This window comes from Embleya sp. NPDC059237 (assembly GCF_042754105.1).
In the GTDB taxonomy this organism is placed as follows: Bacteria; Actinomycetota; Actinomycetes; order Streptomycetales; family Streptomycetaceae; genus Embleya.
In genome coordinates this window covers 269,613-288,613 of record NZ_JBHZAE010000009.1, presented here as the reverse complement: position 1 = coordinate 288,613, position 19,001 = coordinate 269,613, and the positions used below count along the sequence as shown (strand labels likewise).

Genomic DNA, 19,001 nt, shown 5'->3' with positions numbered 1-19,001 from the left:
ATGAGGACACCTTACTTGCCGCCTTGCGCAACTGTACAACTTCAGTGGTGTCGAGGGTCAGTCGCGCACCGCACGCCGCCGGTCGTAGCGCCGGCGCACCAGCGTCAGCGCCCCCGCGTACAACGCGAGCACGCCCGCGAGCACCGGGTAGTAGCCGATCGGCAGCGACGCCATGCCCAGCGCGGGGGCCACCGGGGTCAGCGGCAACAGCACGCCGATCGCGGCCAGTCCGGCGGAGGCGATCAGGATCGGCCTCGACGCCCGGCGCCCCGCGACGCCGCGTCCGGTGCGCAGGAGCAGGATCACCAGTGCCTGGGTGAGCAGGTTCTCGGTGAACCAGCCCGCGTGGAACGCCTCCTGGTCCACCTCCCCGCCGTGCCGCACCATCAGCACCAGGACGGTGAACGTGGCGAGGTCGGCGACCGCGTTGAGCAGGCCGAAGCCGGTGATGAAGCGCAGCAGGTCGCGCGGGTGCAGCGCGCCGGGGCGGCGCAGCGTGCCGGCGGCCGGGCGGTCGAACACGAACGCGGCCTGGGCGGCGTCGAAGCACAGGTTCTGCACCAGGACCTGCGCGGGGAGCATCGGCAGGAACGGCAGCAGCAGTCCGGCCATCAGCATCGCGATCACGTTGCCGAGGTTGCAGGACAGGGTGATCCGCAGATAGCCGGCGATCGTGCCGGTGCCGCGCCGACCGGCCACGATCGCCTCGTCGATGGCGCCGAGGTCCTTGGACACCAGCACCACGTCGGCCGCCTCGCGCGCCACGTCGACCGCATCCCGGGGGCAGATCCCCACGTCGCAGGCGTGCAGCGCGGGCAGGTCGTTGACCCCGTCGCCGAGGAATCCGGTGGTGTGGCCGGCGGCCCGCAGCGCGCCGACGATGCGGGCCTTGTGCGCGGGCGTACAGCGGGCGAACACGGTGTGCGCGGCGGCGAGCCGGCCCAGTTCGGCGTCGTCGAGCGCGTCGATCCGCTCGGCGGTGACCACCTCGCCGGGGTCCAGGCCCAGGTCGCGACAGACCCGGGCGGCGGTGCCGGGCAGGTCGCCGGTGAGCACCTTGACCGCGACGCCGCGATCGGCGAGGACCGCGAGCGCGTCGGCCGCGGTGTCGGCGAGCGTGTCGCGCAGGCCGACGAAGCCGATCAGGGTCAGTGCGCCCGCGTCGAGGGCGGCCTCGGGATCGGTGTCGGCGGGCCGCTCGGTCAGCGCGACCGCGAGCAGCCGCAGGCCGTCGGCGGCCAGCTCCGCGGCCAGGCGCTCCGCGTCGGCCCGGGCGGCGGCGTCCAGGGGCTGCTCCCGGCCGTCGAGCCGGACCCGTGCGCAGCGGTCGAGTACGTCGTCCACCGCGCCCTTGACCACCACGCTCAGCGGGCCCGGACGTCCCGGGCGCCGGACCACCGCGCACGAGGTGCGGCGGACGGGGTCGAACGGCGACGCGGCGAGGCCGTCGTGGTCGGCGGGGTGGTCCGGGTGGTCCGGGTGGTCCGGCAGCGCGACGAGCCCGGTCCACGGCGCGTCCGGCTCGCGCTCGGCGGTCTCCACCTCCCGTGCGCCGGCTTCCTCGTACCCGGTCAGGACCGCCTCGTCCAGCGCGTCCGGCACCGGCGGATCGGCCAGGTGCAGCGTCCACCAGCTGTTCAGCGCGGCCCAGTGCAACACGTCGGGGTCGGCCCGGCCGGCCGGGTCCACGTGGCAGTCCAGAATCGGCTGATCCCGGGTGAGGGTGCCGGTCTTGTCGGTACACAGCACGTCCATCGCACCGAGGTCGTGCAACGCGGGCAGCCGCTTGACGATCACCTCGTGCTCGCGGGCGAGCAGACGCGAGCCGCGGGCGAGCGTGGTGGTCACGATCACCGGCAACATCTCGGGGGTCAGCCCGACCGCCACCGCCACCGCGAACGGCAGCGTCGCCAGGCCCCGCCCGCGCACCACCGAGTCGGCGAGCAGTACGAGGGCCGGGGTGACCAGCATGAAGCGGATCAGCGTCCAGGAAATCCCATGCACCGAGCGGTCGAACGCGGTCTCCCGGCGGGGTGGGGCCAGGCGCGTGCGCGGGGTACCGGGGAAGCGGACGCGGGTGCCGGCGAATCGGGTGTCGGCGCCTGTCGCGTAGACCACCGCGGTGCCGCTGCCGGCCGCCACGCTGCTGCCCTGGAAGCACAGGTGGGGCCGCGCGAACAGGTCGTCGGCGCCGGGCTCGTCCGGCGGCACGTCCACCGGGTGTTTGGCCACCGGCGCGGAGGCCCCGGTGAGCGCCGACTGGTACACCGTCAGGCCGCTCGCGCGCAGCAGCCGCAGATCGGCCGGGACCAGGTCGCCGGGGCCGAGCCGGATCACGTCGCCCGGCACCAGCTGGTCCACCGGCACCTCGCGCGGCGCCGGGTCCGCGAGCGGCGGCCCGCCCGGGTGTTCCCGGCGGCGGACGCTCGCGGTGCCGGCGACGAGTTCGCGCAGTGCGGCGGTGGCCCGCGCAGCCCGGTGCTCGCCGGTCGCGCGCAGGGCACAGCTGACCACCACCAGGACCACGATCACGCACGCGGTGGTCCAGGCGGTGACCGCGGCGGACACCAGGCCGAGGCCGAGCAGGACGGCGGTGAACGGGTCGCGGGCGCTGCGGGCGAAGCGGCGGAGCAGACCGGGCGGGCGTCGGCCGGCGACGGTGTTCTCGCCGTACCGGACCAGTCGGGCGTCGGCCTGCGCCTCCGTCAACCCGCGCGGACCGCTGCCGAGCAGGCGCAGCACTTCCAACGTGGGCGCGTCGGCGGCGGCCCGGGCCGGGTCCGGGCCGGTGACCTCACGCCGCCGGGGGCCGGGTACGCCGGCGGCCGGGTCGTCGAGGTCGGTGGCCGGGCCCGTCGTGCCGGATCCGGGTACGACCTCAGGCGCCCAGGCCACGGGACCGTCCCGGCACCGCCCCGGACTCGGTGCGTTCGGCGAGTCGTTCGATCAACCAGCGCACCATGGTCACCACATCCGGGTGGTCGACCAGGTACACCACGCGCCGACCCTCGCGCCGGGAGCGGACCAGGCCGGCCAGTTTGAGCTTGGCCAGGTGCTGGCTGACGGCGGGCAGCGCGCCGCCGACCCGCTCGGCCAGCGCGGTGACGTCGCTCTCGCCGGCGGCCAGCGCCCACACGATGTGCAGGCGCGCGGGCGAGGCCAGCAGTCCGAAGGCCGCGGCGGCCTCGGCCAACACCTCGGCCGGCGGGTCCTCGAAGTCGTGGACCGCTGAGGCCACAGTCGTACTCCCGTCCACGTGCGCGGCCATCGGGTCATCGCCGCCGCGCGGCGCCCGGGTCCCGCGAAAGAACACTCAGTCTAGGGTCGCACCGCGTCACGGAGGGGAACCCGGGGGTCGATCGCCCCGCCACGACGCGTGGGGTGGTGCCGGCGCTCAGGCGGGAGTCGGCTTCGTCGTCGACACCAGGGTCGGGGGCGACGCGGCCGGCACCTGCTCGGGTGTCGGTGCCGGTGTCGGTGCCGGCTCCGGTGGTGCGATCGGCTCGATCGGGGTGACCCCCGCCAACACCTTCCGGGCCCGTTCCCGATCCAATACGCCCTCCCACGAGGCCACCACCAGCGATGCCACGCTGTTCCCACACACGTTGGTCAGCGCCCGGCACTCGCTCATGAACCGGTCGATGCCGAACACCAGCATGATCCCCGCCACCGGCACGTGCCCGACCGTGGACAACGTCGCGGCCAGCACGACGAACCCCGAACCGGTCACCCCCGCCGCGCCCTTGGAAGTCAGCAACAGCACCGCGATCAGGCTCAGTTGTTGCCCCAGGGACAGCGGGGTGTCGGTCGCCTGGGCGACGTAGAGCGCGGCCAGGGTCAGATAGATGCAGGTCCCGTCCAGGTTGAAGGAGTAGCCACCGGGCACGGTCAACCCGGCCACCTGGCGCGGCACGCCGAGGTTCTCCATCTTCGTGATCAACCTCGGCAGCACCGACTCGCTGGAGGAGGTGCCGAGCACGACCAACAACTCGTCCTTCATATAGCGCAGCAGATGCAGGATGTTCAGCCGAATCGCCGCCAGCACCGCGCCGAGCACCACCACCACGAAAAACAGACTGGTGCCGTAGAAGATCGCCACCAGCTTGCCCAGACTGGTCAGCGTGTCGAGCCCGTACCTGCCGACGGTGAACGCCATCGCGCCGAACGCTCCCACCGGCGCCGCGTACATCACCACGCGCAACACCGCGAACAACACCCGGCCGGTCTTCTCCACCCCGACCGCCACACCCGTTGCCGCCGGGCCGACCAGCTTGATCGCGACGCCGAACAGGACCGCGAAGAAGAGCACCTGGAGCACGTCGCCCTCGGCGAAGGCACCCACCACGCTGCTCGGTACCAGGTCGGTGAGGAAGTGCCACCAGGACTGGGCCTGACCCTTGTCGATGTACCCCTGCGCGGTCGCGGAGACCTTCATCGAGCCCACGTCGGCGTGTACGCCGTCACCGGGGCGCAGCACGTTCATCACCACGAGCCCCAGGAGCAGCGCGATCGTGGTCAGCGCCTCGAAGTACACCAGCGACTTCCAGCCGATCCGGCCGGCGCCGCGCAGGTTGTCCACGCCCGCGATGCCGGTGACCACGGTGACGAAGATGATCGGCGCGATCACCATCCTGATCGCGTTGACGAACGTGTCGCCGAGTGGGCGCAGCGACTCGCCGGTGCCGGGCCAGGCGGCGCCGACCACGACACCGGCGAGGATCCCGACGAGTACCCAGACGTAGAGCAGGGTGTACCAGGGGCGGCGCGCGGGCGGCAGTGGGGTGGGTGGCGCGCCGGGCGTATCGGCGTCGTGGTCGGATGTGGTGGCCTGGGGCATCGGGGGCCTCCCGGTCGGGGACGGGTGTGGCGCCGCCGGCGGTCCGGTGCGCGCCCCGTCGGGGATCGGACACATCGGATACATCGGCATGTCGGCGCGATACGCGTCGTAGCGTGGCGTGGTCGTGGCGCCGGCCGGGACTTACGCGCATTACGCGCATGGCGAGAATTTTGCCGAATGCCACCAAAGTGGATGAAACCTCGGTAATGGACGTCTTGCCCCGGACCCGGGACGTCCGTCGATAATCTCCGGCATGGCCAACCAGAGCATCGCGCGGCAAGTCCTGCTGTGGCAGCTCGCCCTCGTCCTGCTCCTCGTCGCGACCGGCTCCGGCGTGGCGCTGCACGCCGTGCATCGGTCGGGCGCGCAGACCGCCCGGGAACGCGCGCTCGACGTGGCGCGCACCCTGGCCCGATCCCCGGGTCTGGCCGAGGCGGCCGGCTCGGCGGACCCGACCGCCCGCCTCCAGCCGACGGCCGAGACCATCCGCCGGGAGAACAAGGTCGACTTCGTGGTGGTGATGAGCGTCGAGGGCATCCGGTACACCCATCCGGACCCGACCCGGATCGGCAAGACCTTCCTCGGCCACATCGACGGCGCCGCGCACGGGCGGACCACCACGGAGACGTACACCGGCACCCTGGGCCCGTCGGTGCGGGCCGTGGTCCCGGTCCTCGGCCCCGACGGGCGGCCGGTGGCGCTGGTCTCGGTCGGCGTGACCAATCGCCGCGTCGATGCATTGGTCGGCGCGGAGATCCCGCTCGTGCTCACCGTCGCGGCCGGCGCGCTGGCCCTGGCCTGTGCGGCGAGCATGGCGGTGCACCATCGGCTGCGTCGGCAGACGCTGGGGCTCGGACCGGTCGAGCTGCGGCGGGTGTACGAGCACCACGACGCGGTGTTGCACGCGGTGCGCGAGGGGCTGGCGGTGGTGGACGCGGACGGTCGGCTGGTGTTGGCCAACGACGAGGCGGTCCGTCTGCTCGCACTGCCGGCCGACTTCGAGGGTCGGCACGTGGGCGCGCTCGACCTGGACGAGTCGCTGGCGGACACCCTCGCCGCGGGCCGCACCGTGGCGGACCAGATCCACCTGTGCGGCACTCGCGCGCTCGCGGTCAACGTCAGTCCGACCGGGCGCGACGGGCGGATGGTGGCCACCTTCCGGGACCACACCGAACTGCGGGCACTGGTGGGTGAGTTGGATCAGGTGCGCGGCTTCGCCGACGCTCTGCGCGCGTCCGCCCACGAGGCGGGCAACCGGCTGCACACGGTCGTCGCGCTGGTCGAACTGGGGCGCGGCGAGGAGGCGATCCGCTTCGCCACCGGCGAATTGGCCGCCGCCCAGGACCTGGCCGACGAACTCACCAACGCGGTGTCCGAACCGGCCCTGGCCGCACTGCTGTTCGGGAAGCACGCGCAGGCCGCCGAGCGCGGCGTGCAGTTGACCGTGACGGGTGGGCCGGCCGCCGACACGGACGCCGACCCGTTGGACGCGCTGGCCGCCCGCTTCGATCCGCGCGATCTGGTCACGGTGCTGGGGAATCTGGTCGACAACGCGATCGACGCCGCGGTGTCCGCGCCGCCGCCGCGCACGGTGCAGGTGACGGTGGGCGCCGATCCGGACGCCGACGGCGCGTTGCTGCTGCGGGTGGCGGACAGCGGGCCCGGGATCGACGAACCGCTCACCACCCGGGTGTTCGAGCGCGGCTGGAGCACCAAGGAGGCGTACGGATCGCAGGGACGCGGGCTCGGCCTGGCCCTGGTCCGTGCCACGGTGGCCCGGCACGCGGGCAGCGTGGAGGTGGCGCGCGGCCCCGACGGCGGCGCGGTGTTCACCGTCCGGCTGCCCGCCGCCGTACCGCGACCGCGATCGGAGGAGGACGCGTGATCCGCACCCTGGTGGTCGAGGACGACCCCGTACTCGCCGACGCGCACGCGGTGTTCACCGGCCGCGTCCCCGGCTTCGAGATCGCCGGCGTCACCGGCAGCGGCACCGAGGCGCTGCGGCTGTTGTCCACGCGCCGGGTCGACCTGGTCCTGCTCGACCTGTACCTCCCGGACCTGCACGGCCTCGACCTGTGCCGGAGCATGCGCGCGCAGGGCCACGAGGCCGACGTGGTCGCGGTCACCTCGGCGCGTGATCTGCGCCTGGTCCGCTCGGCGGTGTCCCTGGGCGTGGTGCAGTATTTGCTCAAACCGTTCTCGTTCGCCGCGTTCCGCGAACGCCTGGACGGCTACGCGGAATACCGACGCCGCATCGCCGAGGTCGACACCCCGGCGGCGGCGGGCGGCCAACACGCGGTCGACGGCGCCTTCGCCGCCCTACGCGGCACCTCCGATTCACCCCCGCTCCCCAAGGGCCTGGCCGCAGCCACCTTCGAAGCCATCGTGGCCCAACTCGGCACCGGCACAGCCACCTCGGCCGCCGACGTGGCCACCGCACTGGGCATCTCCCGCCCCACGGCCCGGCGCTACCTGGACCACCTGTCCGCCCGCCGCCTGGTAACCCGCGAACCCCGCTACGGCGGCGCCGGCCGCCCGGAGTACATCTACCGCTGGCACCGACCCGGCACAAACGGCTAGCCGGCCGGAGCGACGCCCACATCCCCCTACCCCCGGGCCCACACGAACCCCGCGCCGCTCGACGCCGGCCACCCGAAATCCGTTCGGGCCCGGACCGCCGGTCGGCCACGGCTCCTGGCATCGCCCGGTGGCGGCTCGCGGGGGACGTCCCGGCTCAGGGCTGTGGGGCGTCCGACAGGCGGACGAACTTGTATCCCTGCTGGAGGAGTTCGGGCACGGCCAGGCGGATCCCGGCCGCCGTGCCGCCGCGTGGGTGATTGAAGTGGCCGATCACGACCGAACCCGGGCGTACGTCGCGCAAGGCCTTGCGGACCTGTTCGGGGGTGAAGGTGGCCCCGCCGTCGGCGTTCACGTGGAAGCTCGCGAACCGCTCGCCGAGGTCGGTGACGATCCTCGCCGCCACGTCGTCGCAATACGCGGTCCCGGAGCGGAAGAACTTCGGCGGGTGGCCGAGCAGTTCGGTGAGCCTGGCCCGGTTTCCGGAGACCTCGTCGTAGACCTCGCCCGCGTCCTTGGTCCCGGGGATCCCGTACGCCGAGCGCCCGGACACGGACAGCGGCAGGTGCCGGGTGCCGTGATTGGCGATCTCGAACAGCGGATCGGCGGCCAGTTGCCGCAGTACGGCCGGATTCTCGTCGATCCACCGGGAGTTGACGAACAGCGTCGCAGGCACGGAGCGTTCGTGCAGGAAGTCGATCAGGGCCCGGTCGTATTCGCTGCCGCCCTTGCCACCACAGGCGTCGAAAGTCAGCGCGGCCACCTTGGCGTTGCCCGGCAGCCGGGACAACGACCCGGGCACCTCGAGGCCCCAGCCGGTGGGCGTCTGCTTCCCGTACCGGGCGACGATCTCCGCGCGGGTCGGACCGACGGCCGTCGGCACGGTCGCGGTAGGCCGGGGCGCATCGCCGCCGGGCGGCGCGGGCCGCCCGGCGGCGGGCGGGGGCGGAGCCGTCGTGGGCGCGGCGGTCTTCCCCGACTCCGAACACCCCGCCAGCAGCCCACCAAGCGCAGCCGCCAACACCACCCGCCGGCCCACATCCATCGCGCCGCTCCTCCACCCGACCCACCCGCGCGACGCCACCCGCCACACAGCGCTCACCCTAGAAGACCACGCCACCCAAATCGCCCCCGAACCAACCCACCTGCCCAAGCCCCAACACCCCAGACCAAGCACCCCCACCCAACCTGCCGAATCCCACAAGCACACCCAGCACGAGAATCACCGCAAACACCCGGCACCCAGCACCCCAACCGGCACACAGACGCATCCGCCCGCCTCGCCGCACGGCCGCGTGCGCGCGAACGAGACCACGCCGACCCATGCCGCATGGGTGGGCCGTCGCGCAGCCTCCGGCCACACGAGTGCCCCTCGTACCCGATCGACCACTCACCTTGCCGGGCGAACGACACCGGGCCGACCCGCACCGCGCAGGCCGGGGCCGGCCGCGTATGTGGCTTGCGCTTGGTCGGGGCGGCCGATGGGCGTTGTTGCCCGAGCGGGTGATCGTGGCGGGCGTTGGTTGTCGGAGGCGCCGGGTAGCGTGCGCGCATGGCTCCCCGTATCGACTTCACGCTCGATTGTGCCGATGCCCTGCTCCTGGCCGACTTCTGGAAGACCGCGCTCGGCTACATCGACGAGCCGCCGCCCGCCCCGTTCAAGACCCGCCTGGAGTGGATGGCCCACGTCGCGCCCGACGAGGAGATCGTCGGCGGCGTGATCACGGACGCGGCCTGGTTGTGCGACCCCGACGGGGTCGGGCCCCGGCTGGGCATCCTGACCGTTCCCGAGCCGAAGACCGTGAAGAACCGACTGCACCTGGACATCCGGGTCCCGTGGCACGCCGACGCGGCGGAGCGGTGGGCGCGCGTCCAGGCCGAGTCCGCGCGGTTGGTCGAGGCGGGCGGCCGGGTGCTGGTCGAAGACACGGGTCATCACGTGGTGATGGCCGACCCCGAGGGCAACGAGTTCTGCGTCGCGGTGGGCCCGGCCCCGGCCGCCCCCGCCCGCGACTGACCGGACACGCCGCCCGGCCCCGACGCCCGGCCGAGGCCCGGACAGTACGCTGGTCGGACGCCGAGTATCCGAGCATGAGGTGTCCGATGACGTCGTCCTCCCCCGCAGCGCCGACGGTCGGGATCCGGGAGCGCAAGAAGGCTCGGACACGCGCGGCCATCCAGGGCGCGGCGTTGCGGCTGTTCGACGAGCGGGGCTACGACGCGACCACGGTCGAGCAGATCGCCGAGGCGGCCGAGGTGGCGCCGAGTACGGTCTTCCGCTACTTCGCCACCAAGGAGGACCTGGTCCTCTCCGACGCCTACGACCCGGTGTTCCTGGAGTCGTTGCGCAGCCGGCCGGCGGAACTGCCGCCGATCCCGACACTGCGGGCGGCGCTGCGCGAGACGTTGGCCACGCTGACCCCCGACGAACTGGCCGAGGCACGGCGGCGAACCGTACTGATGTTGTCGGTGCCGACGCTGCGCGGACTGAGCTTCGCCAACTTCGTCGAGGTCATGCGCACGGTCACCGCGCTGCTCGCGGAGCGAACCGGGTACGGCGCCGACGATCCGGCGATCCGAGCGCTGACGGGCGCCGCGTTCGGCATCATGCTGGACACAATGGTGCGTTGGGCGGACGAGCCGGACCTGGATCTGATCACCACCCTCGACGACGCCCTCGCCCGCCTGGAGGCGGGCCTTCCGCTCTAGTGCGTGACTTCAAACCCCCGCCCACCGCAACTCGGCGGGCCATCGCGGGCATTCCGGGCCCGGACCTTCCCGCCACGGATGATCTCCCCTACAGTCACTACGGGTCAATGGCCGGTTACCGATGGTTGACTTGTTCCATGTGACCGGGGTTTCATGCACCGGTGGGAGAACGTGTGCAGGCCGACATTTGGGGGCGCGCGGAGGCCATGGAGTTCATCGAACGAGGTCCGGAATTCGGCAGGTTACGCACCGCGCTCAAGGAGTGCGCCGAGGCGCAGGGCGGCATCGTCCTGATCGAGGCGGGGGTCGGCTGCGGCAAGACCGAAACGTTGTCCTGGGTCGGCGAACGGGCCGGCGACATCGGCGCACTGCTGCTGACCGCGACCGGATCGCGCACCACGAGCGGGCAACCACTGGGCATGCTCCGCCAGTTCCTGGACGGCCCGGCCCTACCCGCCGAACTCGCCGCGCCGCCGGCCGAGATGCTCGACGACGGCGACGCGCCGCGCGCGGCCCGCCGGCTCACCACCGCGCTGCACGACGTCGCGCGTCGGCACCCGGTGGTGGTGTGCGTGGACGACCTCCAGCACGCCGACGCCGCGTCCGTCCAGTGCCTGCTGCACCTGGGCCGCCACTCCACCCGGGCCCGGGTCCTGGTGCTGTTCGCCCGTTCCCCGGGCCCGACGCTGCAGGACCCGCAGCTGGACACGGAGTTCCTGCGCCAACCGGGACTGCGCCGGATCCGGCTCGCCCCGCTGAGCCCGGCCGGCGTGGCCGAGCTGTCGGCCGTGGGGTTCGACCCGCCGGGGCGGGAGCATGCCCGCGAGTTCCACGAAATCACCGGCGGCAACCCGCTGTTGCTCCGCGCGCTGGTCGAGGAGTTGCGATCGGCAACCGAACGTCCCGCCACGACCCCGCTGCGGCCCGCGCCCGGCGGCCCGTACAGCCAGGCGGTACGCGCCTGCCTGCGACGCGGCGGCGGCGGCATGTGGCGGGTGGCCAAGGCGCTGGCGATCCTGGGCGCACCCGCGTCCGCCGAGGTATCGGGCGCGCTCGCCGGCACCACTCCGGTGGCCACCGCACAGGGCCTGGGCGCCCTGGCCGCCGCCGGCCTGATCGAGGAGGACCGCCTGCGCCGGGCAGCCCGAACCGCGCTGCTGGACAGCCTGGATCCGGCCGAGCAGGGCGCGCTGCACCGCCGGGCGGCCACGATCCTGCGACATGAGGGCGCCCCGGCGGCGCGGACGGCCCGGCACCTGCTCGCCGCGCGCGATGTCCCGGACCCGTGGGCGGTGGGCGTGTTGCGCGAGGGCGCCGAGGAGGCGTTGTCCCGGGACCGGGCCCGACGTGCCATCGACTACCTGGAGTTGGCCGCCGAACAGTGCCGCGACCCCTCGATTCGGGCCGAGATCCATGTGCGACTGGCCGAGATCTCCTGGCGGCTCAACCCGAGCGCCGCCGAACAGCGTTGCCTGGGCGAGCCGTTGACCGCGCTCGCGGTCGGCGACCTGCCCGAGTCGAGCATGGCCTCGGTGGCCCGACAACTGCGCGCCCACGGCCGGCTCGACGCGGCGCGCGAGGTGTTCGACCGGCTCCGCAAGCGCACCGACCCCCGAGCCGAGTGGGTCGAATACGTCGAGTCGGACGTGCCGTTCCCGTGGTCGGACGATCCCGGCCCGAGCGCGTCGGCGACCGATCCGGCCGAGCGGCTGGAGGCCGCCGAACAGCTCCTGCGCGTGTCGGGGCTGACGGACGTGACGCTGTTCCCGATCGTCACCGCCGCGCGGTTGCTGATCGCCCGCGACCGGGCGGGCGCCGCGGAGGCGCACTGCCGGGACTTCCTTGCCGAATCGATCCGGCGCGAAGCCCCCGGCTGGGTGGCGGTGTTCGCCTCCGCGTGTGCCGAAGCGGCGCTGCGTCAGGGGCGGCTGCCGGACGCGGAAGGCTACGCACGTCAGGCGATGGCGGCGATGCCCGAGCACACCGGCAGCCTGTACCTCGGCGGCCCGCTGGCCGGGCTGATCTCGGTGTACACCGCGATGGGCGACTACGAGGCCGCGGCCCGTCAGGTGAACCGGCCGGTCACCAAGGCGCTGTACTCCAGCCTGCACGGCCTCACCTACCTCCGCGCCCGGGGCCGCTTCCACCTGGCCACCGACCGGGCCCGCGCGGCGCTCGCCGACTTCCTGCACGTGGCCTGGCTGGTCCACACCTGGCGGGTCGACCAGCCGTTCCTGATCCCGTGGCGAACCGACGTCGCGGAGGCGCTGCTGCGCCTGGACGAGACCGAGCGGGCCCGGCGGTTGGTGGTCGAGCAGTTGCGGCTGTGCGGTCCCGGGGACGGCCGGGTCCGCGGCACGGCGTTGCGCCTGCGGGCGATGACGGTGGACGTCGCCGAGCGCCCGGAACTGCTCACCCAGGCGGTCGAGGCACTGCGCCGCTCCGAGGACCCCCTGGAACTGGCCCACACTCTCGAAGCCCTGGCCGAGTCGTACCGCGCCCGGGCCGAACCGGCCCGCGCCGCAACGCTCCAAAGCCGCGTCTGGCACCTCACCCGCGACTGCGGCGCCCGCCCGCGCTACCGCGCCGTCGCGCACGCGTACGCCGACCTGCTCACCGCCTCCACCGGCACCCCCACCACCGGCGACACCAACCTCAGCGAATCGGAGAAGCGTGTGGCGGCGCTCGCCGCCTGCGGGTACAGCAACCGAGGCATCTCGGAGGAACTGTTCATCACGGTCAGCACCGTCGAGCAACACCTCACCAGGGTCTACCGAAAGCTGGACATCAAGAACCGCCGAGAACTCCCGTCCCACCTGCGCACGGGCCTCCACAGAGTCTGATCGTTCGGAGTCGTCGAGGTCGCCGAACGTGTCACACACGGGCAGGTAGGCCGAGGGAGTGGGCCAGTAGGTCGTGGTGCAGGTCGTCGGTGTCGCCGGCCGGGGTGTAGGGCGGGGCGGGCCACAGTTCCGGCTCGAAGCCTCCGGCTCCCGGTGCGCCCGGGGCGCCGGCGCCCAGGACCGCTGCGGGGCCGAGAAGTTCGAGGCCGATCGGGCCGAAGTCGGCGGCCAGTTCGGCACCGAGTACCCGAGCCGCCGAGGCGTGCAGACGCGGATGCTCCGCCCGGCCGCCCGGCGCGGGTACCGCCGCGGCGGCGGCCAGGAGCCGCACGGCCTGGGTCCGCACGGCCAGTTCGGCCACCGCGGCTCGGGCCGCGGACCCACGAGCACCCGCCACGGGCCGTGTCCCGGCGCCCGCACGCAGCAGTCCGATCAGGTCCGTCAGGCGACGATGCAACGTGGCCGCGACGTCGCCGAGCAGGATCGGCTCGGCGGCGAACGTCTCGGCGACCGGCGCCCAACCACCGCCCACGGCACCGATCCTGGCCGAGTCGGATACCCGGACCTCGTCGAGCAACACGATGCACCCGCTCTCGCCTGCCGGCGAACGATGCGGTCGCAGCAGTACGCCCGGCGCGTCGGTGGGCACCAGAAAGACGGTGAGCCCGGCACGCGGCGACTCGACGTCGGCGTCGGTACGGGCCACCAGCCACATCCGGTGGGCGCGATGTGCGTCGGCCGTCCATATCCGCGCGCCGGTGAGGATCCAGTCGTCCCGCTCGCCGGCACCGGTACGGACCGCACTCGCCCGCACCGCGGCCGGATCGAAGTCGGCCTCGGACCACCGGTATCCCAACGCGATCCGAATCGTGCCCTCCCGCAACGCCGGCAACAGCCGCGCTCGCTGCTCCGCCGAGCCGTACCGGGCGATCGCCGGGCCGAACACGGTCGCGGTGGTCAGCGCGTCCAGGATCGGCAGCCGAAGCCGGCAGACCTCCTGCCGAAGCGCGAACCGCTCGGCGGGAGTTCCCCCGCCCCCACCGTGCGCCCCCGACCACCCGAGCGCAAACCACCCATGCCCGGCAGCCTCTGCCACGACCGCGGGATCATCAACGCCGTCACCATCCGGCGAGGCAACGAAACAGGCCCCGCCAACCCGCCCGAAATCGGACCGCACGACAGCCCCCCGCCCGGAAACAGCCGCAGCCGAGTCGGACGTGGGCGCAGCGGAAACGGCAACCGAGACGGGCCCAGCGCACGCAGGCATGGTGGGCGCGGGCGCGGGCGCGGCCAAGGTAGGCGAGGCGGACATCGGCGCAGCGGAGGCCGGCGTGGCCAAGCCGGGCCCGGCAGACGCAAACGCGGCGAACGTGGACACGGCGGGCGTGGACGCGCCGGACACGCCCGAGGCAGACGCAGGCACAGCCGAGACGGGGACGCCCGAGGCAGACGCGGGCGCGGCCAAGGTAGGCGAGGCGGACATCGGCGCAGCGAAGGCGGGCGTGGCCGAGACGGGCCCGGCAGACGCAGACACGGTGGACGAGGGCACGGCGGGCGTGGACGCGCCGGACACGCCCGAGGCAGACGCAGGCACGGCCGAGACGGGGGCACCCGAGGCGGACGTTGGCGCGGCCAAGGTGGGCGAGGCGGACATGGGCGCGGTGGTCACGGGCGCAGCGGAGGCACGCGTGGCCGAGACGGGCCCGGCAACCTCAGACGCGGTGGACGTGAGCGCGGCCCGTCCGTCCGAGGCAGGCGCGGAGGCGGGCTCCTCCGAGGCGGGCGCGGAGGCGGGCAACGGCGGCGGTGCTGCCGAACCCGACGAGTACGCCGCCGCGTTCGCGGCCTCCGGCCTCTGCTGCGACCCCGGCCCCGTCTCCCGTCGCGAAGTCGATTGCGGTTCCGATTCCGATTCCGATTGCGATTCCAATTCCGCCTCCGCCCCCGGCTCCCCCTCCGCTCCCGGTTCCCGCTCCGATTCCGCCCCCCGCTCCGATCCCGATCCCGTGTCCGGCACCCCCTCCGATCCCGGCCCCGCCGCCGACGCCGTCGGCCCCCACCGCCCCGATGCCACCTTGCGGCACGCCTCCCGCACGGCCTCGCCGTCCGGACCCAGCCACGGGTCCGGCAGGGCGGACGTACGAACACCTGTCCCGTGCACGGCGGCGCCCGCCGCGGTGTCGCCACCCGGGGTCTCCTCCAGCAGCCGATCCGCCGCGTCCCCGCCGGGCGCCGCGAACGCGCGCAGGCAGGCCAGGTCGGCCCGTACCCGATGGAACAACCACGGCGTCTCGTGTTCGTCGGAGCAGCCGGCCACGGCCGGCTCATGGTGTGCGCCGAACCGTACACGCGGCGCGACCCGCCGGACCTGCGCGACGGCCAACTCGGCGGCGATCGCCCAATCACCCGCGCCCTCCGCATAGCGCCGCACCGCGTCGGCGATCAACAGATCGCCCGCGCCCAGTTCCATACGATCGGCCCGCTGCCGCACCGCGGCAAACGCACCCACCGGCTCGCCGGCCCGAGTACGCACCCTGGCGTGCGCGAGCGCCGCCCCCGCCACCCGTTCCGCGGCGCCGAGCGCCCGTGCGGCCCAGCCGAGCCGCAGCACCGTCACCGCACGATCGGCCTCGGCGGCGGAGAGTTCGAGGTAGGCCAGCGCCGAGCCGAGGCGGGCCCGGGTCCACCCCGGCACCGCCAAGTCCTCGACCGGGTCGACGGCCTCGATCCGATGCAGCCCCATCTGCCCACCGCCGGGCGGCAGTTGTAGGACGTGGCTGGCCACGTCGCCCGCCTCGACCAGGCAACCGGCCCCCGGCATCCCCGGATCACCCGGCAACGCCGTCGCCACCCGGACGCCGCCGTCGCCGATCGCCGAGGCCAGCCCGACATGTTCGGCGAACAACCGTGCCGCGACGAATCCCGCCGACACGGGCAACGGACACGCGGCCCGACCGAGCACCCGGGCCAGCGTGATCGAGGCGGCGAGATCGTCCTCGCGCCCGAGGTCGAACCAGCCGTGCCCGGCGCCCATTTCCCACAGCCGATCCAGATCTCCCGTCGGCGCGGCGGCGGCTCCTCCCCAGTGCCGGGCGATCAGCCCCGCCGCGACCTCGGCGAACCCCCCGTCTCCGGCGAGGTCTTCGGCCTCGGCGGACTCCCCACCCCCCGCCAACCCTTCGGCCCCGGCAAACCCCTCGACCTCGTCCCGGCGCGACACATGCATGGCGCGGCTCCCTTCGGCGATGGCGCCGAACCGTGCGTCCGCGAACCCCTGCCGATTCGACGGGAGTTCGCGGACGGTGATCCGGTGCGTACGGTGACCCGGCGCGTACGGCGCTCCCGGATCCCCTCCGGCGGCCGACGCGACCCCCCGCGCTCCGGTCGTGGCTTGCCGGGCCGTCGCTGGGCACGACGACCCGGCGGTCAACCGGTTGGCTCGGCCAGCGTATGAACCCGACCACGACCGGGGGAACCCCTGACCCGGCCCTTACCCCGGGTCCGATCGCCCCCTACTCGACCCGGGGTCGCCAATCACCCCTCCGCGCCGACCGGTTGGGATCCCGGCGCCGAATCAACCACGCCGCGTCGCCTCCACCAGACCCCGCCACCCCGCCGCCCCGCCCCCGGCATGAACACGAGCGCGACGATCAACCCGAGCACCGCGACGCCGCCCGACACGATCAGGGCCAGATCCATCCCGTGTACGAACGCCCCCCGCACCGAGGCCGACATCGGCGCCGAGCCGACCCTGCCCGCGACCTCCGTGCCGCCGAACACCCCGGAACGGGCGGTGTGCAGGTCGGCGGCGGACAGATCCGGAACCCGCAGCCGATCCCGATACCCGGTCAGCGCCACACTGCCCAAAATCGCCGAACCGAACGGCGCACCCACCTTGTTCGCCGCCTGCAACACCGCGGCCTCCACCCCGCTGCGCCCCTCCGACACCTCCGACAGCGCGGCGGATGTCGACGTCGCCATCGCCAGCCCCATCCCCGCCCCGCTCAGCCCCATCCACAACGCGACGAACCACGTACTCGACCGCACACCCGTCTCCCCGCCCATCAACAGCCCCACCGCCATCAGCACGAACCCGACCGCCACCGCGACCTTGACCCCCAATACCCGGGACACCCGATCCGCCGGCACCGCCCCGATCACCAACCCGCCGATGATCGGCAACAACCGCGCCCCCGAACCCATCGCGTCGGTGCCCCGCACCGCCTGGAAGTACTGCGGCATCGTGAACAACACTCCGATGTTCGCGAACACCGCGATACCGATCAGCACCACACCCCACGTGTACGACCTCGACGCGAACACCCGCAGATCCAGCAGGGGTTGCCCACCGCGCCGACACCCGAGCCGATGCTCATATCGCCCGAACGCGGCGAGCAGCACCAGGCCGCCGCCGATCGACCCCCAAGCCCAAGCGTCGTCCCAGCCGTGCTCCCCCGCCCGAATCAACCCGAGGGTCACACACGCCAATCCACCGGTGGACAACAACACCCCGACCAGATCCGGCCGCGACCGACGCCCCACGGCGGCCTCCGCCGCCGTCCCCGTCCCCGTCCCCGTCCCCGTCCCCGTCCCCGTCCCCGGAACCAATACCGACACCACCGCCACACCCACCAACGCGACCGGCACGTTGATCAGGAACACCCACCCCCACCACAGATGCGTCAGCATCCACCCGCCGAGCAGCGGACCCAGGGGCAGCGCAAGGAAGTTCGCCGCCGACCACACCCCCACGGCCCGCGGCCGCTCGTCCACCGGGAACAACACCGTCAACGCCGACAACGCCATCACCACGATCCCCGCGCCGGCCACCCCGAGCACCGCACGCGCCGCGATGAACCACCCGGGCGTCATGGCGTACGCACACCCCGCCGACGACAGCGCGAACAACGACAGCGAGACGACCAACACCCGCTTGTGCCCCAGCCGATCGCCGAGCAGCCCCATCGGCAACATCGCCACCGCCAGGAACAGCAGGTACGAGGACGAGAACCACTGCAAATCCGAAGCCGTCGCCTCCAGATCCCCCGCCAACCTCGGCAGGGCCACACTCAGCACGGTGCCATCCAGCCCCACCGCCAACATGGCCAGACTCAACGCGGCCAACGCCCACCACCTGCGGCGCCCGACACCGACCGCGCCCACCGCCGCCGTCCCCGCCTCGCCCACCATTCCCGGCGCGCCCATGCGCTGCTCCCTTGTCGAGGCTCGACTCACCCTGGGAGCAGACATTCTTTTAAAAGCCGACTCCGATTTCGGAGCCTACTCCTATTATTTTCGACCCCAACAGTATCTACGCGCGTTGATTCTTGCCTCGCGTCGGCGCCGGATACCCCCGCAGCCCACCACGGCCCCTTCGATCAGTCGGCCGGCGGGACGGGCGGAAGGCGGCCGGGGGCCACCTGCTCGGCGGTCTCCGGCCCCGAGCCGGGCCGACGAGGCGGGAGCGCGCTCCCGGAGCCGCCGGAGGTACCGACGAGCGACGTCGGGCAGGCCCGGTTCTCGGCGCGCTGGACGGGGGTGATCACCGAGACCGCGCCCGAGCCGCCACCGGGGAGATTGCGGCTGCCGGCCGTCGCGGCGGTACAGATCACCTGCTCCAGCGCGGTCTCGCCGAGCGGACTCGCGCCGGCCAGCTCCACCCGGAGCGTGCCGTACTCGACCACCGTCACCCGCGCGGGGCCGACCCCCGCCGGGATCGCCGTACTCACACCCGTCAGCGTCTCCTCACGCGTCGGCCCCGCGAGCAGCAGGTCGATCGCGGCCTGCGGACTGTCGCCGCCGGACGAGGTGCGCAACTCGGGGACGACCCGGTGGGCGTCGACCATGTACACGTACACCCCACTCGGATGGTTCGCGTCGGCGGGCGGAATGATGCCGTCGGCCGGCTGACCCGCCTCGATCGCGCCGGTGGCCGGAATCCCGCAGCCGGCCCCGACCGCGAGCAACACCGCCGCCAGGAACGGCAGTCGCAGTCGGGCGTCCCCGTTCCCGTGCTTCGTCCCCATCCGCCTCCG

12 protein-coding genes are annotated in these 19,001 nt (G+C 73.4%); 5 read left to right on the top strand and 7 right to left on the bottom strand.

Going from position 1 to position 19,001, the window contains the following annotated elements:
- Nucleotides 1–57: 57 nt before the first annotated feature.
- From ACFXKZ_RS27885 to dctA, 3 genes are all read right to left on the bottom strand, one after another.
- Nucleotides 58–2,895, bottom strand: coding sequence for an HAD-IC family P-type ATPase (locus tag ACFXKZ_RS27885; protein WP_380003763.1), 2,838 nt, complete (start codon nt 2,893–2,895; stop codon nt 58–60).
- Nucleotides 2,879–3,268, bottom strand: coding sequence for a metalloregulator ArsR/SmtB family transcription factor (locus tag ACFXKZ_RS27880; protein ID WP_078980386.1), 390 nt, complete (start codon nt 3,266–3,268; stop codon nt 2,879–2,881). Before ACFXKZ_RS27880 ends, ACFXKZ_RS27885 begins: the two co-directional genes overlap by 17 nt.
- Nucleotides 3,269–3,394: 126 nt before the next feature.
- The gene (dctA, locus tag ACFXKZ_RS27875) at nt 3,395–4,837 is read right to left on the bottom strand and encodes a C4-dicarboxylate transporter DctA (protein WP_380003762.1); all 1,443 of its coding nucleotides are present in this window, start codon (nt 4,835–4,837) and stop codon (nt 3,395–3,397) included.
- Between the two features lie 253 nt (nt 4,838–5,090).
- Here dctA and ACFXKZ_RS27870 point away from each other — a divergent pair, with 253 nt between their 5' ends.
- Nucleotides 5,091–6,722, top strand: coding sequence for an ATP-binding protein (locus ACFXKZ_RS27870; protein WP_380003761.1), 1,632 nt, complete (start codon nt 5,091–5,093; stop codon nt 6,720–6,722).
- Nucleotides 6,719–7,417, top strand: coding sequence for a response regulator (locus ACFXKZ_RS27865; protein WP_380003760.1), 699 nt, complete (start codon nt 6,719–6,721; stop codon nt 7,415–7,417). Before ACFXKZ_RS27870 ends, ACFXKZ_RS27865 begins: the two co-directional genes overlap by 4 nt.
- 154 nt (nt 7,418–7,571) lie before the next feature.
- On the opposite strand, the gene ACFXKZ_RS27860 is transcribed toward ACFXKZ_RS27865, so the two are convergent.
- Nucleotides 7,572–8,459, bottom strand: a complete 888-nt coding sequence (locus ACFXKZ_RS27860) for a polysaccharide deacetylase family protein (protein WP_380003759.1) — start codon at nt 8,457–8,459, stop codon at nt 7,572–7,574.
- Between the two features lie 507 nt (nt 8,460–8,966).
- Between ACFXKZ_RS27860 and ACFXKZ_RS27855 the strand changes: the two genes are divergently transcribed.
- From ACFXKZ_RS27855 to ACFXKZ_RS27845, 3 genes are all read left to right on the top strand, one after another.
- The gene (locus tag ACFXKZ_RS27855; protein WP_380003758.1) at nt 8,967–9,431 is read left to right on the top strand and encodes a VOC family protein; all 465 of its coding nucleotides are present in this window, start codon (nt 8,967–8,969) and stop codon (nt 9,429–9,431) included.
- Nucleotides 9,432–9,517: 86 nt separating this feature from the next.
- Nucleotides 9,518–10,123 (top strand): TetR family transcriptional regulator, encoded by a 606-nt coding sequence (locus ACFXKZ_RS27850; protein ID WP_380003757.1) that lies wholly within the window; start codon nt 9,518–9,520, stop codon nt 10,121–10,123.
- Between the two features lie 173 nt (nt 10,124–10,296).
- Nucleotides 10,297–12,966 (top strand): AAA family ATPase, encoded by a 2,670-nt coding sequence (locus tag ACFXKZ_RS27845; protein WP_380003756.1) that lies wholly within the window; start codon nt 10,297–10,299, stop codon nt 12,964–12,966.
- Nucleotides 12,967–12,997: 31 nt separating this feature from the next.
- Here ACFXKZ_RS27845 and ACFXKZ_RS27840 read toward each other — a convergent pair whose 3' ends face one another.
- The 3 genes from ACFXKZ_RS27840 to ACFXKZ_RS27830 form a co-directional block, all read right to left on the bottom strand.
- Nucleotides 12,998–16,192 (bottom strand): acyl-CoA dehydrogenase family protein, encoded by a 3,195-nt coding sequence (locus ACFXKZ_RS27840; RefSeq protein WP_380003755.1) that lies wholly within the window; start codon nt 16,190–16,192, stop codon nt 12,998–13,000.
- Between the two features lie 308 nt (nt 16,193–16,500).
- Entirely contained in the window at nt 16,501–18,171 is a 1,671-nt protein-coding gene (locus tag ACFXKZ_RS27835) for an MFS transporter (RefSeq protein ID WP_380003754.1), read from the bottom strand.
- A gap of 173 nt (nt 18,172–18,344) precedes the next feature.
- A complete protein-coding gene (locus ACFXKZ_RS27830; RefSeq protein ID WP_380003753.1) occupies nt 18,345–18,992 on the bottom strand; it encodes a GerMN domain-containing protein in 648 nt (215 codons plus the stop codon).
- Nucleotides 18,993–19,001 lie beyond the last annotated feature (9 nt).

What these genes read in the sequence shown, in the direction of transcription:
- ACFXKZ_RS27870 (WP_380003761.1), top strand. Translation starts at nt 5,091, where the DNA reads ATGGCCAACCAGAGCATCGCGCGGCAAGTCCTGCTGTGGCAGCTCGCC.
- ACFXKZ_RS27860 (WP_380003759.1), bottom strand. Translation starts at nt 8,459, where the DNA reads ATGGATGTGGGCCGGCGGGTGGTGTTGGCGGCTGCGCTTGGTGGGCTG.
- ACFXKZ_RS27840 (WP_380003755.1), bottom strand. Translation starts at nt 16,192, where the DNA reads ATGCATGTGTCGCGCCGGGACGAGGTCGAGGGGTTTGCCGGGGCCGAA.
- ACFXKZ_RS27835 (WP_380003754.1), bottom strand. Translation starts at nt 18,171, where the DNA reads ATGGGCGCGCCGGGAATGGTGGGCGAGGCGGGGACGGCGGCGGTGGGC.
- ACFXKZ_RS27850 (WP_380003757.1), top strand. Translation starts at nt 9,518, where the DNA reads ATGACGTCGTCCTCCCCCGCAGCGCCGACGGTCGGGATCCGGGAGCGC.
- ACFXKZ_RS27880 (WP_078980386.1), bottom strand. Translation starts at nt 3,268, where the DNA reads ATGGCCGCGCACGTGGACGGGAGTACGACTGTGGCCTCAGCGGTCCAC.
- ACFXKZ_RS27830 (WP_380003753.1), bottom strand. Translation starts at nt 18,992, where the DNA reads ATGGGGACGAAGCACGGGAACGGGGACGCCCGACTGCGACTGCCGTTC.
- dctA (WP_380003762.1), bottom strand. Translation starts at nt 4,837, where the DNA reads ATGCCCCAGGCCACCACATCCGACCACGACGCCGATACGCCCGGCGCG.
- ACFXKZ_RS27855 (WP_380003758.1), top strand. Translation starts at nt 8,967, where the DNA reads ATGGCTCCCCGTATCGACTTCACGCTCGATTGTGCCGATGCCCTGCTC.